We start from the raw sequence: 15,206 nt of genomic DNA on the forward strand, positions 1-15,206 counted from the left end.
CCCCGGTATTCAAAGCAGCCTAAGGCGCGGCAACTTTCGCAACTTCCAAAAAGGACGAGGCATGGGCCGCAAGAAGATCGCGCTGATCGGCGCCGGTAATATCGGTGGGACGCTCGCGCACCTCGCGGCGCTCAAGAACCTGGGAGACGTCGTTCTGTTCGACGTCGTCGAAGGCGTGCCGCAGGGCAAGGCACTCGATCTGTCGCAGTGCGGCCCGGTCGAGGGTTTCTCGGGCAAGATCACCGGCACCAACGATTATGCCGACATCGCCGGCGCCGACGTGATCATCGTCACCGCGGGCGTGGCGCGCAAGCCCGGCATGAGCCGCGACGATCTGCTCGGCATCAACCTGAAGGTGATGAAGGCGGTCGGCGAGGGCATCGCCGCCAACGCGCCCGACGCGTTCGTGATCTGCATCACCAACCCGCTCGACGCGATGGTCTGGGCGCTGCGCGAATTCTCCGGCCTGCCGCATCACAAGGTCGTGGGCATGGCCGGCGTGCTGGATAGCTCGCGCTTCAGCCATTTCCTGGCGGAAGAATTCCAGGTCTCGGTCAAGGACGTCACGAGCTTCGTGCTCGGCGGGCATGGCGACACGATGGTGCCGGTGATTTCCTATTCTACCGTTTCGGGTATCCCGATCCCCGATCTGATCGCCATGGGTCGTTCGACCCAGGAGAAGATCGATGCGATCGTCGCGCGCACCCGCGCCGGCGGCGGTGAGATCGTTGCGCTGCTCAAGACCGGCTCGGCTTATTATGCGCCGGCGACCAGCGGCATCGCGATGGCCGAAGCTTATCTTTACGACCAGAAGCGCGTGCTGCCGGCCGCGGCGCACCTGACCGGCCAGTACGGCATCGATGACCTGTATGTCGGCGTGCCCGTCGTGATCGGCGCCGGCGGCGTCGAGCAGGTGGTCGAGATCGCGCTGGACGAGGAAGCCAAGGGCAATCTTGCGGTGAGCGTCGACGCCGTCAAGGAACTGCTGGTCGCCTGCAAGGGGATTGATAGCAGCCTGAACTGAGCGGCATTGTGCTCCTGCGAAGGCAGGAGCCCAGTCTGGGCCCCCGCCTTCGCGGGGGCACAAGGACCGGGCGATGCGCGAGGAACGGGCAGGGTACGTTTACATTATGGCCAGTGCCCGAAACGGCACGATCTACATCGGAGTGACGTCGAACCTTCCCGCCAGAGCGTACCAACATCGCAACGGCATGGTCGACGGGTTTACGAAGAAATACGGTTGCAAGACGCTGGTATGGTACGAGGCGCATGACACGATCGATGGCGCCCGGCTCCGCGAACTGCAGCTAAAGAAATGGAATCGGCTTTGGAAGCTGACGGAAATTGAAAAGATGAATCCGGACTGGGACGATCTGTTCGAGTCTTTGTTTTAGGTCTGGACCCCCGCCTTCGCGGGGGAACAAAAGTTTGGAGCTGGCATGAGCATCCTCGTCGACAAGAACACCAAGGTCATCACGCAAGGGATGACCGGCAAGACCGGCAGCTTCCATACCGAGGCGGCGCTCGCTTACGGCACGCAGATGGTCGGCGGCGTGACGCCGGGCAAGGGCGGCACGACGCATCTCGGCCTGCCGAACTTCGACACCGTGGCCGAAGCGGTCCACGCCACCGGCGCGACGGCATCGGTGATCTATGTGCCGCCACCCTTCGCGGCGGATTCGATCCTCGAGGCGATCGATGCCGAGATCCCGCTGATCGTGTGCATCACCGAGGGCGTTCCCGTGCTCGACATGGTCAAGGTCAAGCGCTCGCTCAGCGGCTCCAAGTCGCGGCTGATCGGGCCGAACTGCCCGGGTGTGCTGACGCCGAACGAATGCAAGATCGGCATCATGCCCGGCAGCATCTTCAAGCAGGGCTCGGTCGGTGTTGTTTCGCGCTCCGGCACGCTTACCTATGAAGCCGTGTTCCAGACCTCCAATGCAGGCCTTGGCCAGACCACCGCGGTCGGCATCGGCGGTGATCCGGTGAACGGCACGAACTTCATCGACGTGCTCGAGCTGTTCCTGGCCGATGACGCGACCAAGTCGATCATCATGATCGGCGAGATCGGTGGTTCCGCCGAGGAAGAAGCCGCGCAGTTCCTGCGTGACGAAGCCAAGCGCGGCCGCAGCAAGCCGATGGCGGGCTTCATCGCGGGCCGCACGGCGCCTCCGGGCCGCCGCATGGGCCATGCCGGGGCGATCGTCTCGGGCGGCCAGGGCGGTGCGGAAGACAAGATCGCGGCGATGGAAGCGGCGGGCATTCGCGTGGCGGACTCGCCCAGCGAACTCGGCACGACCTTGCTGGCGGTATTGAACGGTTGATCTAACCCTTCTCCTCTTGGGAGAAGGTGGCGCCCAGGCGCTGGATGAGGGTGACGAGACGCTACCGTCGCCCTCATCACCCCACCCGTTTCGCGGGCGGGATCCTCCCTCTCCTAGTTGGAGCGGGACAGTAGAGGTGAGTGACATGGGCTATGAAGGCCAGGATTTCGCAGATGTTGCCGGCGGGGTAAGCCCCGCCTTCATCGAGACGCTGTATGCGCGGTTCAAGGAATCGCCCGAGAGCGTCGAGCCATCCTGGCGATCCTGGTTCGAAGGGCTGGAAGGCTCCGCGCAGGGCCCGAGCTGGGAACAGGCCAATTGGCCGCTCAGCACCACGGACGACCTGACCGCGGCGCTCGATCCGACGCAGATGGAGCCGGCGCCAAAGCCTGCACGTGGCGGCGCGAAGCCCGCCGCCGCTGCGGCTGCGCCCGCCGCGGCGCCGAGCCAGGATGCGATCGCCAAGGCGGCGGCCGACTCGATCCGCGCGATGCTGCTGATCCGCACCTACCGCGTGCGGGGCCATCTTGCCGCCAATCTAGATCCGCTGGGTCTCAACGCCACGCGCGAGCTGCCCGCCGATCTCAAGACCGAATATCACGGCTTCTCCGATGCCGACATCGATCGCCCGGTCTATCTGGGCGGCACGATGGGCCTGCAATGGACCACGGTGCGTGAGCTGGTCGATATCCTGCGCGCCAATTATTGCGGCAATGTCGGCCTGGAATACATGCACATCGCCGATGTCGACGAGCGGCGCTTCTTGCAGGACCGGATGGAAGGCAAGGACAAGGCGATCGAGTTCAGCGCGCTGGGCAAGAAAGCTATCCTCAACAAGGTGATCGAGGCCGAGCAGTGGGAGAAATTCTGCGGCCGCAAATATGTCGGTACCAAGCGCTTCGGCCTGGACGGCGGCGAGAGCATGATCCCTGCGCTCGAAAGCGTCATTAAGTATGGTGGGCAGCTGGGCATCAACGATATCGTGTTCGGCATGGCGCACCGCGGCCGGCTGAACGTGCTGACCAACGTCATGGCCAAGCCGTTCCGCATCATCTTCCACGAGTTCGGCGGCGGATCGGATAATCCCGACGACGTTGCCGGGTCGGGCGACGTGAAATACCATCTCGGCACCAGCACCGACCGCCAGTTCGACGGGATCAGCGTCCACATGTCGCTGGTCGCCAACCCATCGCACCTTGAGGCCGAAGATCCGGTGGTGCTCGGCAAGATCCGCGCGATCCAGACCATCGCCGGTGACCTGGCCGAACACAAGGCATCGCTGCCGGTGCTGATCCACGGCGACGCGGCCTTTGCCGGGCAGGGCATCGTGTGGGAGTGCTTCGGCTTCTCGGGGATTCGTGGGTACAATACGGGTGGGTGCATCCACTTCGTCATCAACAACCAGATCGGGTTCACGACCTCGCCGCAATTCGCGCGCTCGTCGCCTTACCCGTCGGACGTCGCCAAGGGCGTCCAGGCGCCGATCTTCCACGTCAATGGCGACGATCCCGAGGCGGTGACCTTCGCCACCAAGATGGCGATCGAATATCGGCAGAAGTTCCACCGCGACGTGGTGATCGACATGTGGTGCTATCGTCGCTTCGGTCATAACGAAGGTGACGAGCCGGGCTTCACGCAGCCGCTGATGTACAAGGCGATCCGCGAGCATCCGCCGGTCAGCGAGATTTACGGCGCCAAGCTGATCGAACAGAAGGTGGTCGATCGCGCCTGGATCGACGAGAACGTTCACCAGTTCACGACCCTGCTGGAAGGCGAGTTCGAGGCGGGGGCGAACTACAAGCCGAACAAGGCGGACTGGTTCGCGGGCCGCTGGTCGGGGCTGCACGCACCGGCGGATGCCGAAAGCGCACGCCGCAATATCGAGACCGGCATCGAGCAGAAACTGTTCGACTCGCTCGGCCGTACGCTGACCACCGTTCCGGAGGACCTGACCGTCCACAAGACGCTCAACCGCGTGCTGGACGCCAAGCGCGAGATGTTCAAGTCGGGCAGCAATTTCGATTGGGCGACAGGCGAAGCCCTGGCCTTCGGATCGTTGCTGTCGGAGGGCTATGGCGTGCGCCTGTCGGGGCAGGATTCGGGCCGCGGCACTTTCAGCCAGCGTCACGCGGTGTGGATCGACCAGACCGACGAGAATCGCTACCTGCCGCTCAGCACGATCCCGCATGGCCGGGTCGAGATCCTCGATTCGCCGCTCAGCGAATATGGCGTGCTCGGCTTCGAATACGGTTACGCGCTGGCCGATCCCAAGACTTTGGTGCTGTGGGAGGCGCAGTTCGGCGACTTCATGAACGGCGCGCAGATCATGATCGATCAGTTCATCGCGAGCGGAGAGGCCAAGTGGCTGCGCGCCAACGGCCTGGTGATGCTGCTGCCGCACGGTTACGAGGGGCAGGGGCCGGAGCATAGCTCGGCGCGCGTCGAGCGCTTCCTGCAGATGTGCGCGCAGGACAATATGCAGGTCGCCAACTGCACGACGCCGGCCAATTACTTCCACCTGCTGCGCCGGCAGATGCATCGCGGCTTCCGCAAGCCACTGGTGATCTTCACGCCCAAGTCGCTGCTGCGCCACAAGCTTGCCGTGTCCAAGGCGGCGGACTTCCAGGGGGACAGCCACTTCAAGCGGATACTGAGCGATCCGTCGGCCCCTGCCGATCAGGACGTGAAGCGCCTGGTTCTGTGCACCGGCAAGGTCGCCTACGACCTGATGGAAGCGCGCGATGCCGCCGGCGACGCGAACACCGCGATCGTGCGTATCGAGCAGCTCTATCCTTTCCCGGGCGAGCCGCTGGTCAAGCGCCTGAAGGCGTTGGACAATCTCGAAGACGTCGTGTGGGCGCAGGAAGAGCCGAAGAACAACGGTGCGTGGACGTTCATCGAGCCGTTCATCGAAGCGTCCTTGGTCGAGGCTGGCGGTCGGGTGCTGCGTCCGCGTTATGCCGGGCGTTCGGCATCGGCATCGCCGGCGACCGGTCTGATGAAGCGTCACCAGCTCGAACAGGCGGCACTCGTCGCCGACGCGCTCGGCCACAATGTGCGCGGCGAGATTCGCCGCACGCAGAAGATTTAAGTGCCGCCGTGACTTCCCCGGCGAACGCCGGGGTCCAGTCGCGACGGTAGATGTAACGACGCGCAGCATTCGCCAACGAGCGTTGCGCAACTGGACCCCGGCTTCCGCCGGGGTGGAGGAAGTAAGATATGGCAACCGAAGTCACAGTACCGGTACTCGGCGAATCGATCACCGAAGCGACGCTCGGCGAATGGCTCAAGCAGCCGGGCGACAAGGTCGCCGCCGACGAGCCGATCGCCAGCCTCGAGACCGACAAGGTCTCGGTCGAGGTGCCGAGCCCGGTAGCCGGCATCATGGGCGAACATGCCGTCAAGGTCGGCGAGACCGTGTTGGTCGGCGCGATGATCGCGACGATCGACGCGGGCGACGGCGCACCGGCAAGCGCGGTCGCGCCGCAGCCCGCCGTGACCGCCTCGCCCGCGCCGCAGGCGGCATCCGCCGAGGCAGCCAGTCAGCAGGCGCCGGCTGCAGGCGACAGCCCGGCGGCCTTGTCGCCGTCGGTGCGCCGCGCGGTGCTGGAACACGGCGTCGATCCCTCGACCGTGAAGGGCACCGGCAAGGACGGTCGCATTACCAAGGAAGACGTCGCCGTCGCCGCCAGCAGCAAGCCGGTCGCTGCGCCGTCACCCACGCCCGCCGTCGCACCATCGGTCGCCACCGCTGCCGGTGGCCGCAACGAAGAGCGCGTGCGCATGACGCGCCTGCGCCAGACCATCGCCAAGCGGCTTAAGGATGCGCAGAACAGCGCGGCACTGCTGACGACGTTCAACGACGTCGACATGACTGCGGTGATCGAGGCGCGCACCAAGTATAAGGACCTGTTCGAGAAGAAGCATGGCGTGCGGCTGGGCTTCATGGGCTTCTTCGTGAAGGCCGCATGCATGGCGCTGAAGGATATCCCGAGCGTCAACGCTTCGATCGAGGGCGATGAGATCGTCTATCACGATTATGCGGATATCTCAGTCGCGGTGTCGTCGCCGGGCGGCCTCGTCGTACCGGTGGTGCGCGATGCCGATCAGATGTCGGTCGCGCAGGTCGAGAAGACGATCGGCGACTTTGGGCGCCGCGCCAAGGACGGCACGCTCAAGATGGACGAGATGAAGGGCGGTACCTTCACCATCTCCAACGGCGGCGTGTTCGGCTCGCTGATGTCGACCCCGATCATCAACCCGCCGCAGTCCGCCGTGCTCGGCCTGCACCGCATCGAGGACCGCGCGGTCGTCGTGAACGGGCAGATCGTGATCCGGCCGATGATGTACCTGGCACTGAGCTACGACCACCGGCTGATCGACGGGCGCGAAGCGGTGACGTTCCTGGTGGCGCTCAAAAATGCTATCGAGGACCCGACGCGGATTCTGATCGACCTGTAAGGCCTTACACCACCCAGGCATAGGTCCCATCAAAGTATCACTTTGATGGGACCTATGCCGGGACCCAGTCGGGATGGCAGATGTAATCGGGCGCGGTGCTCACCATATCCGTCCCGCAACTGGACCCCGGCGTGCGCCGGGGTGGAGATGACAATGGCTGACTATGATTTCGACGTTCTGGTAATCGGCTCCGGCCCCGGCGGGTATGTCGCGGCGATCCGGGCGGCGCAGCTGGGGCTCCGCACCGCATGTGTCGAGAGCCGCGAGACTTTGGGCGGCACGTGCCTCAACGTGGGGTGCATCCCGTCCAAAGCGCTGCTCCACGCATCGGAATATTTCGATGCCGCCGCCAATGGCACGATGGCCAAAATGGGCATCAAGGTCACGCCCGAGCTCGATCTGCCGCAGATGCATGCGCAGCGGCTGGATGCAGTCAAGCAGCTGACCGGCGGCATCGCCTTCCTGTTCAAGAAGAACAAGGTCGAGTGGATCAAGGGCCGCGGCGCCTTTGTCGATGCGCACACCGTGCAGGTCGGCGAGCGCGCGGTGACCGCCAAGGATATCATCATCGCCACCGGATCGACGGTCACCCCACTCCCGGGCGTGACGATCGACCAGAAGGTGATTGTTGATTCGACCGGTGCATTGGAGCTGGAGCGGGTGCCGCAGCACTTGGTCGTGATCGGCGGCGGCGTCATCGGGCTCGAACTCGGCAGCGTGTGGCGCCGCCTTGGGGCGAAGGTCACCTGTATCGAGTTCCTCGACCAGATCCTGCCCGGCTTCGATGGCGAGATCCGCAAGGAATCGAACAAGATCTTCAGGAAGCAGGGGTTCGAGTTCCTGCTGTCGACCAAGGTCACGCATGTCGCCAACGATGGGCAGAAGGCCACGCTGACGCTCGAGCCCGCGGCTGGCGGCGAAGCGACGACGATCGAGGCGGACTGCGTGCTGGTCTCGATCGGCCGCCGCGCCAACACCGATGGCCTGGCGCTCGATGCTGTCGGCCTTGCCACCAACACGCGCGGGCAAGTGGAGATCGATCACCGCTTCCAGACGTCGGTTCCCGGCATCTGGGCGATCGGCGACGTCGTGCCCGGCCCGATGCTCGCGCACAAGGCGGAGGATGAGGGGATCGCGGTGGCCGAGAACATCGCCGGGCAGACCGGCATCGTCAATCACGACGTGATTCCGAGCGTGGTATATACCTGGCCAGAGATCGCCGGCGTCGGTTTGACCGAGGAAGCGGCGCGCGAGAAGGGCGAGATCAAGGTCGGCAAGTTCCCGATGCTCGCCAACAGCCGTGCCAAGACCAATCACGAGCCCGACGGCTTCGTGAAGATCATTGCCGATGCCAAGAGCGACCGCGTGGTGGGGGTGTGGGCGATCGCCAGCGTCGCCGGCACGATGATCGCCGAGGCGGGCCTTGCGATGGAGTTCGGCGCGACCAGCGAGGACATCGCCTATACCTGCCATGCGCATCCGACCCACAGCGAGGCGATCAAGGAAGCGGCGATGGCGGTACGCGGTAAGGCGATCCACGTCTGATTGCGCGTTGGCGGCGCTGCGTGGCATAGAAGCCGGTCGCAGTGGCCGCGGGTCGGCCGCTGCGTTGCCAACAACGGTGTAGTGTCACCGCACGAAGGGGAATCCAGATGAAGACCGTATTCACTGCCGCCGTACTGGCTGTCACTGCCCTCTCGCTTGCGGGTTGCGGCGGCAAGGGTGACGACAAGCTGGGTAGCCAGGTCGAAGCGGCCGCGGACAATCGTGCCGATGCGCTGGAAGCGGCTGCCGACAATCTCGAAGATCAGGCTGACGCGGTGCGCGACAATGGCGACGCGCAGTCGGATGCGATCGACGATGCCGATGTGAACGCCGCGGCAATGTCCAACGAGCAGAAGGCCGCGCTGACCAACGGCAGCGAAACGCTGCGCTGACCAACGTCGATGCGTCGCGCGATCAGCTCGAAGCCACCTGGCTCCGGCTGACGCGCGACGCCTTGCCCCAGGTCGCGGCCGCGCGCCGTTGGCCGGTATCCCGCGATCACTGCTTCCAGCGTATCCTGCTCGACAATGCGGTCGGCGGGTGTTGGTACGACCATATCGCGCGACGCCCCGCTTATGCCCATGCGCCGGCGGAGACGCTGACGCGGGCCGTTGGCCTGGGGGAGGCGGTGCTACGCGGTGACGCGGATCTGGCGGCGCTCAATCGCCGGTCGCTGGCATGGCGCCGGGCGCGCAAACAGCCGGTTTAAGCCATTGAGTATCGGACCGGCCGAACTTCTACCGCCGTAACAATCTGGCAGGTAATTTTCGGGTGCGTTGCGGTAAAACGCCCTTGAAGCCCAAAAACGACCTACCTATATCGGTCTGGCAGGGCTCGTGTCCCCCCTTTCGCGGGTCTTGCCGCTCACCTTTCAGGTGAGCTCCTCCCTGAACCTTGGCCACCTCGCGCGAAAGCGTGGGGTGGTTTTTTTCATTCCGCCGCGATCGCGCTGGGCTGGCCAAGCGCTTCGTCGGTCACCGCGTCGATCATCTGCCGGAGCAGCCTGGCGGTGCCGGCAAGCCCGGCGCTCGTCTGCTCGCGCGTATCGTCGAGATAGAGCGCGCGATCGAATTCGATCTGGATCGCATGGATCCCCCGGGCGGGCGCGCCGTGCCGCTCCAGGATGTGGCCGCCGGCATATGGCGTGTTGACCTTGCACGCCATGTCGGCCGCGATTGCCGCAGCCTGCAGACGGTCGACGTACCGCGCCGCCGACGATCGGCCCTGCCGGTCGCCCAGCACGATCCTGGTGCCATCCTCGATCGAGGGCATCGAATGCACGTCGAGCAGGATCGCCACGCCGAACCGTGCGCGGGCGGCGAGCAGCGCCTTGTCCAGTGCCGCATGATAGGGGCGGTGATCGAGCACGATGCGCCCCATCACCTCCTCGCCAGCCAGCTTGCGCGCCCAGATTTCCCCGACGCTGGCGAGCCGCCGCGGGATCAGGCCGAGCCCGCCGCGCACCTTGACCGATGGCGGGCCCAGCGCACGCCTGTCGGCTGCGCTGTCGATATGCGGATCGCGCTCGTTCTCGGCGCGATTGAGGTCGATCCAGGCACGTGCGCGGCGCTGGACCAGCATCGTCTCCGTGCCGTGCGCGGCAAGCGCCAGCATGTCGATGTGCCGATCCTCCAGCGGCAGCAAAGCGGCGACCGGCACGCGCAGCGCCGCCTGCAATGCGAGCGGATACTCACGCCCGGCATGCGGCACCGACAGCACCACCGGGCTTACCGGATCGAGCGGGCCGTATATGTCGTAAGATAAGGGAAGGGGCATCGCATCTCGGCCTATCCGGGCTGGTCGGCTGCAAGACCAAGCCGGGCGAACTGGAATTTCTTAAGAGCTTTGCGCATACAAGGCACGGCCGGTGAGCGTAATGGGTAGCGGGATCAGATGATGAAGATATTGCTGGCCGAGGACGATCGGGTGATGCGCGAGTATTTGACGCGCGCGCTCGAACGGTCGGGCTACGCGGTGAGCGCGGTGGATCGTGGCACGGCCGCAATACCGTTGCTCGAGACCGAACATTTCGATCTGTTGCTCACCGACATCGTCATGCCGGAGATGGATGGCATCGAGCTGGCGCAGCGTGCGGGCGAGATGATGCCCGACTTGCGCGTGATGTTCATCACCGGCTTTGCCGCGGTGACGCTGAAGGCGGGCAAGTCCGTGCCCCAGGCGCGCGTGCTGTCCAAGCCGTTCCATCTGCGCGATCTGGTGATGGAGGTCGATCGCATGTTCGAGGTGGAAAGCGCCACCGGCGGATTGTAGCCGTTTAAATCGACGGGGACGCATTCCGCCGCTTGCGCGCACGGAAAACCCCGGCTAGACGCACCCTCCTCGTGGGCGTGTAGCTCAGTGGTAGAGCACTGTGTTGACATCGCAGGGGTCGCAAGTTCAATCCTTGCCACGCCCACCATGAAAAGCCTCGGTTCCCTCATGGGATCCGAGGCTTTTTTGTTTTGAGCGGTTTGCGATGTGGCTGCGGCCATCGGATTGGCGGTGGGCGCCAGATGGCGCTCAGAGTTGCACAGATGGCCGGGCGAGGACGTGTACGATGCGTGTCGGCGGCAGAAACGCATTGTAGCCGGTAGGGGCAACGCGCCATAAGGCTGCGGCGCTGTAGAAAATTGCGACTACACTGGTGGCCATGGGTTCGTACAAACTCATCGTGACGAATGGCGGGCGACATTGATGGTACATGTCCTGCGCACAGTGTCCACGATGCTTGCGGGTTCGATGCTGCTGCTAAGCTGCGACGTCTCCAGTCGGGTTGCCGACGTCGACAATGCGTCAGGCGGCCAGTCAGCCGAGGTGGGGCGTCTGAGCCCCGACGCTTGTCCTAATCTGCAGTCATTCGTAACGGTGCGGAAGCGGGCGACAGCGATGCCTGCCGCTGCCGCGCTGCCTATCCTGTATCGTTATGCCGCCGACCCCGGCAATGATAATCCCGAGGCTTGCCAGTCGGTCGCGCTCGACGCGGAGATTGCCACGCGCGAGATGTCGCTCGCGACGGTCCGGCTCTCAGATGGTCGATCGATCAAAGCGCAGGCGAGTTACCGTTGCGACTTGATCGAACCACGTACCACAGCCTGCAACGGCGCGGTCGAGGATGCCACTGCGCGCCCGTTCCAGGCCGGCATCAAGCCGATAGACCTAAACGAAGCAACCAGTGCCACGGTGGTGAACGGACTGCCCGGCGCGACGCTGCTCAGCATCCACCGGATACGGGTCGCTCAATCGCTCGATGGCGGGCAGGCGGTGCGGCTTCCGACCAACGCCGCCGTTCGGCTTGGAAAAAGCGGTGAATTGATGGCGATCGTCGCGATTTACACCGGCGCGCGACCGTGGAAATTCCGTAAAGTGGTCTGGTATTATCACTGAACGATCGGGTTGCTAGCGCGGCTAGCACTTCTCGGCGCGCACCGCTCAGATGCCGACTGCGTACAGGCTGTGGTGGGTGAGGATGAACAGGGTGCGCTTGTCAGCGCCGCCGATCACCAGTTGCAGCGGGCGTTCCGGCACGTCGATGCGGCGGGAGAGGGTGCCGTCGGCGGCGTAGACGAACACCTGGCCGTTGGCGACGTAGAGGTTGCCGGCGGCATCGCGTGCGACGCTTTCGCCGCCGCGATCGGCGACCACCTTGAGATCGGTGACGGTGCCGCTCGCGCCGACCAGCCCGCTATAGGTGCGGTTCTCCGAGCCGTTGGTTAGAAACACCCGCTCGCCGGGTTTGGCGGTGACCAGGCCGTACGCATCGAGTGTGTCCGACCAGCGCCAGCCCTGGTGATCGTTCGGCCCCTGGTTCCACACGCGGAAGGCGGGGAGGACGAGCGAGCCATCCGGCGAGACATATTCCTGTGCCTTGGGCTCGGCAAGGCCGCGGACGAAGAAGTCGGCCAGCGGCGGATATTGGTAGGTCTTGGGATCGATCCGGTCGGCGAATTCGCCATTGGACCAGACGTTGACCGGTAAAGCGGTGGCGGCGGCGCTGCGCACCTTGCTCGGGGTTGGGGCGATCACGCGAACGTCGAAGGGCTTGGCCGGATCGATGCTGTAGACGCTGGCGTCGCGGCCGGCCGAGGACAGGACGAGCAGGTCGCCCGACCGGTCGATCGCCAGATTGACCGGATCGAGCGGCGCATCGGCGACGATCGTCAGGCCTTCCTTCTCCGACCAACCGTGGATGCGCTGGAACTGGCGATCGATGAAATACAGCTTGCCCTTGGCATCGACCGCGGCACCGGCGATCGAATAGAAGCCGTCGGCGAGTTTCTCGACGCCGGGCGTGACTGGCACGGCGGCGCGTGCGGACGAGGCCTGGAAATCGAGCCTGGCGAATTCGCGTTCGCGGACTTCCTGGCCGCTGGTCACATCCTTGATGGCGTTTTCGAACGGGAACTTGCTGGCGCGGGTATAGGTCCCGCAGCCCTTGTCGTCGCAACTGGCAAAGCCGCTCTCGGCGTTGACGTGTACGTTGCGGAAGCGAATGTCGTTCGAATTGTAGAGCTTCACGGCCGCATCCATCGGCTTGATCGAGCGCGTCACGCGATAGCCGTGATAATTGGCGAACAGGATGTTGCGCGAATTGCGGAATTCCGTCGAGATTGCATTCACCCCATCGCGCACTTCCTGCTCGGTCTGCGGCGCGAGGAACTCCCAATTCTCGACATTATCCAGCACGATCTCGGCGCGGTAATGATGCTCCGCGGAAAGCTCGTAGACATGGCCGGGGGTCTTGGTGTCGGACACGTAGAAACCCGCCGAGGCCAGGGTGTTGGGCGACCACAAAGCGGCGAAGGTGCCGCCGCCGCCATCCGTCACCCAGATGCTGGGATGTTGCCCGTCCTGGCGCGCCTTGGCGTCGTTGGGGGCGATCGGGCTGCCTTTGGACAGCACGGTGCCGCCGCCGCCCTGGATCTTGACGTCGTTGACCATCGACGCCTCGCCCGCCTTCCACAGCAAGGCAGTGGCGCGCGGATTGACGGCGCCGGTCCACAGGCCAAGCCCTGAGACAATGGCATTGCCACCCTTGCCGCTTTGCAGCAGCGCCTTGGGGCCGCCGACGCCCATGTAAGCCGGGGTTTCATCGGGCAAATAGAGGTGCGTGAGGCTGGGATGGAGCGCGATCAGCACGCTGTCAGGGCGTAGCTTGAGCGTGTCGGTCAGGCGGTAGCGGCCCATGGGGAGATAGACGACGCGGTGCGTGTCGACCGCGCGCTGCAGCGCGACGGTGTCGTCGGTCTGATCGTCACCCTTGACGCCGAGATCGCGGGCATTGGCCCAGTCGCGCACCGGCGGCAGCGCGCGGATTGCCGGTGCCGGGCGCGCGGGCAGGCGGCCGAGCGGGGCGATCTTGATGTCGGTGGCATAGTCGCCGATCGCGCCGAGGCCCGGCAGCTTCAGGCCATAGGAGAAGTCCGCCACGCGGTAGGCGCGGGCCGGCGCGGCGATGGTCTTGCCGCTCTCGCGGAAGCGCGCGAACACCGGCGTGTTCAAGGCGACGGCATTGTCGAAGCCGATCTGCGTGAACACGTTGTTTTCGTTCGAGATCACCACGCCGGCCTGCGACACGTTCTCAAGCCGCACGTCCTTGCCCCACAGCGAATCCGAATAGCCGCGATCGATCTCGATGCCGACCGGGGTGTTCTTGATGGCGACGTTGACCAGCGTAAGATCGACTTCGTGCTCGCGGATCGCCGCATCGCGCTGGCCGTCGAATTCGGAGTCGATCAGCGTGAACTGCCAGGCGGGCGAGGTCTTCTCGGTCAGGATGCCGTAGCGCCCGCCATAGAAGCGCAGTTTCTCCGCCTCGTTGCCGGCCTGGTAGATGCCGGCCAGCCCCGAGCCGAGATGGAAATCGATATGCCTCAGGTATCCGTGCTGCGCGACGCGGAAGCGCACCGCGACCGCACCTTCATTGCCACGCCCGATCTCGAAATCCACGTTGGAGAGGGTCGAATAGAAGGTGCTGGAGGTGGCGTCGAAGATCGCCGGATCGAACGGCACGTTGCTGGGCGGCGGGACCGGTGCCTTGCCGACGCGATACTGGTCCTCGCCGGTGAAGCTGACCATCGCCGCCACGCCGCTGCCGAAGCCCGCGCTGTCGTCGCCCAGCACGATCACCGGCCGCGTCGCGCCGACGCCGAAGATGCGCACGGCGGAGCGCACCAGGATCGTGCGGCTGATGCGATAGCGGCCTGAAGGCAGAAACACGACGCCGCCATGACCGCCCACTGCCGCCGCATCGATTGCGCTCTGCAGCGCGGCACTGTCATCGGCGCGCCCGTCGCCCACGCCGCGCACGGTGATGGCGCGGGGGTCGCTCGGGGCGCTGAGATAGACCGAGCTCGACTTGGCCAAGGCCGGGACGGGCGCGAGCATCACCGCGGCGCAGAACAGAAAGGTCTGCTTCATGCTGTATTGTCCGATCGTGCGACCGGCGCCGGATTGGTGCCGGGTGTCAGGGTAGGCGCCTTCAGCAGGCGTGGAGCGACAAGGTCTGCGCGGCGATCGCCACCTGCGTGCGGTTGCGCACGTTCAGCTTGCGCATCAGCGCGGTCATGTGCGCCTTCACCGTCGCCTCGGCGATGCCGAGATCATAGGCGATCTGCTTGTTGAGCTGGCCGGAGCGGACGCCGCGCAGCACCTTCAATTGCGTCGGGGTGAGCCGGATGTCGGTCTTGGCGGCGGGCGCGATGGCGACCGGCGTCGCCCCGATCTGGCGCGTTGGTGGAAAGGCTTCCCTCATCATCCCTGCTCCTAGGCTCTTGGCCGAAATCGCTGTCCGAGCCCGGGCATCGTGCCCGCGCTCGGTTCTCGCAGCCGTGCCGGTTGATCCGGAATCGGTTGGACAGGTTGCAGTATGTTCCTCAA

13 protein-coding genes and 1 tRNA gene are annotated in these 15,206 nt (G+C 64.9%); 11 read left to right on the forward strand and 3 right to left on the reverse strand.

The features are described 5' to 3' along the window. Window positions 1-61 precede the first annotated feature (61 nt). The 8 genes from mdh (at window position 62) to NV382_RS17950 (ending at window position 9,039) form a co-directional block, all read left to right on the forward strand. Window positions 62-1,024, forward strand: a complete 963-nt coding sequence (gene mdh / locus NV382_RS17915; RefSeq protein WP_260598136.1) for a malate dehydrogenase — start codon at window positions 62-64, stop codon at window positions 1,022-1,024. A gap of 73 nt (window positions 1,025-1,097) precedes the next feature. Further along, window positions 1,098-1,394, forward strand: coding sequence for a GIY-YIG nuclease family protein (locus NV382_RS17920; protein WP_260598138.1), 297 nt, complete (start codon window positions 1,098-1,100; stop codon window positions 1,392-1,394). 45 nt (window positions 1,395-1,439) lie between these two features. Next, on the forward strand, window positions 1,440-2,324 hold the full coding sequence (gene sucD / locus NV382_RS17925; protein WP_260598140.1) for a succinate--CoA ligase subunit alpha: 885 nt from the start codon (window positions 1,440-1,442) through the stop codon (window positions 2,322-2,324). A 145-nt stretch (window positions 2,325-2,469) separates the two neighbouring features. Continuing rightward, window positions 2,470-5,415, forward strand: coding sequence for a 2-oxoglutarate dehydrogenase E1 component (locus NV382_RS17930; RefSeq protein WP_260600471.1), 2,946 nt, complete (start codon window positions 2,470-2,472; stop codon window positions 5,413-5,415). 128 nt (window positions 5,416-5,543) lie between these two features. Then, entirely contained in the window at window positions 5,544-6,785 is a 1,242-nt protein-coding gene (gene odhB, locus NV382_RS17935; protein WP_260598141.1) for a 2-oxoglutarate dehydrogenase complex dihydrolipoyllysine-residue succinyltransferase, read from the forward strand. A 153-nt stretch (window positions 6,786-6,938) separates the two neighbouring features. Continuing rightward, on the forward strand, window positions 6,939-8,330 hold the full coding sequence (gene lpdA, locus NV382_RS17940; RefSeq protein WP_260598143.1) for a dihydrolipoyl dehydrogenase: 1,392 nt from the start codon (window positions 6,939-6,941) through the stop codon (window positions 8,328-8,330). 107 nt (window positions 8,331-8,437) lie between these two features. Further along, the gene (locus tag NV382_RS17945; protein WP_260598144.1) at window positions 8,438-8,722 is read left to right on the forward strand and encodes an LptM family lipoprotein; all 285 of its coding nucleotides are present in this window, start codon (window positions 8,438-8,440) and stop codon (window positions 8,720-8,722) included. Window positions 8,723-8,784: 62 nt separating this feature from the next. Further along, the gene (locus NV382_RS17950) at window positions 8,785-9,039 is read left to right on the forward strand and encodes a GCN5-related N-acetyltransferase (RefSeq protein WP_260598146.1); all 255 of its coding nucleotides are present in this window, start codon (window positions 8,785-8,787) and stop codon (window positions 9,037-9,039) included. A gap of 221 nt (window positions 9,040-9,260) precedes the next feature. Here the strand turns inward: NV382_RS17950 and NV382_RS17955 are convergent, their stop codons facing one another. Continuing rightward, the gene (locus tag NV382_RS17955; RefSeq protein ID WP_260598147.1) at window positions 9,261-10,106 is read right to left on the reverse strand and encodes an N-formylglutamate amidohydrolase; all 846 of its coding nucleotides are present in this window, start codon (window positions 10,104-10,106) and stop codon (window positions 9,261-9,263) included. Window positions 10,107-10,223: 117 nt separating this feature from the next. Between NV382_RS17955 and cpdR the strand changes: the two genes are divergently transcribed. The 3 genes from cpdR to NV382_RS17970 all read left to right on the forward strand — a co-directional run bounded on the left by cpdR (window position 10,224) and on the right by NV382_RS17970 (window position 11,714). After that, window positions 10,224-10,601: a cell cycle two-component system response regulator CpdR gene (cpdR, locus tag NV382_RS17960; protein ID WP_260598149.1), complete on the forward strand. Its 378-nt coding sequence runs from the start codon at window positions 10,224-10,226 to the stop codon at window positions 10,599-10,601. Window positions 10,602-10,674: 73 nt separating this feature from the next. Then, window positions 10,675-10,749 (forward strand) — tRNA-Val (locus tag NV382_RS17965). A gap of 467 nt (window positions 10,750-11,216) precedes the next feature. Continuing rightward, entirely contained in the window at window positions 11,217-11,714 is a 498-nt protein-coding gene (locus tag NV382_RS17970) for a hypothetical protein (protein WP_260598150.1), read from the forward strand. A gap of 45 nt (window positions 11,715-11,759) precedes the next feature. Here the strand turns inward: NV382_RS17970 and NV382_RS17975 are convergent, their stop codons facing one another. Next, a complete protein-coding gene (locus tag NV382_RS17975; RefSeq protein WP_260598151.1) occupies window positions 11,760-14,747 on the reverse strand; it encodes a glycosyl hydrolase family 28-related protein in 2,988 nt (995 codons plus the stop codon). 61 nt (window positions 14,748-14,808) lie between these two features. After that, entirely contained in the window at window positions 14,809-15,081 is a 273-nt protein-coding gene (locus NV382_RS17980) for a helix-turn-helix domain-containing protein (protein ID WP_260598152.1), read from the reverse strand. Between the last annotated feature and the right edge of the window lie 125 nt (window positions 15,082-15,206).

It is taken from the genome of Sphingomonas endolithica, from assembly GCF_025231525.1.
GTDB lineage: Bacteria > Pseudomonadota > Alphaproteobacteria > Sphingomonadales > Sphingomonadaceae > Sphingomonas > Sphingomonas endolithica.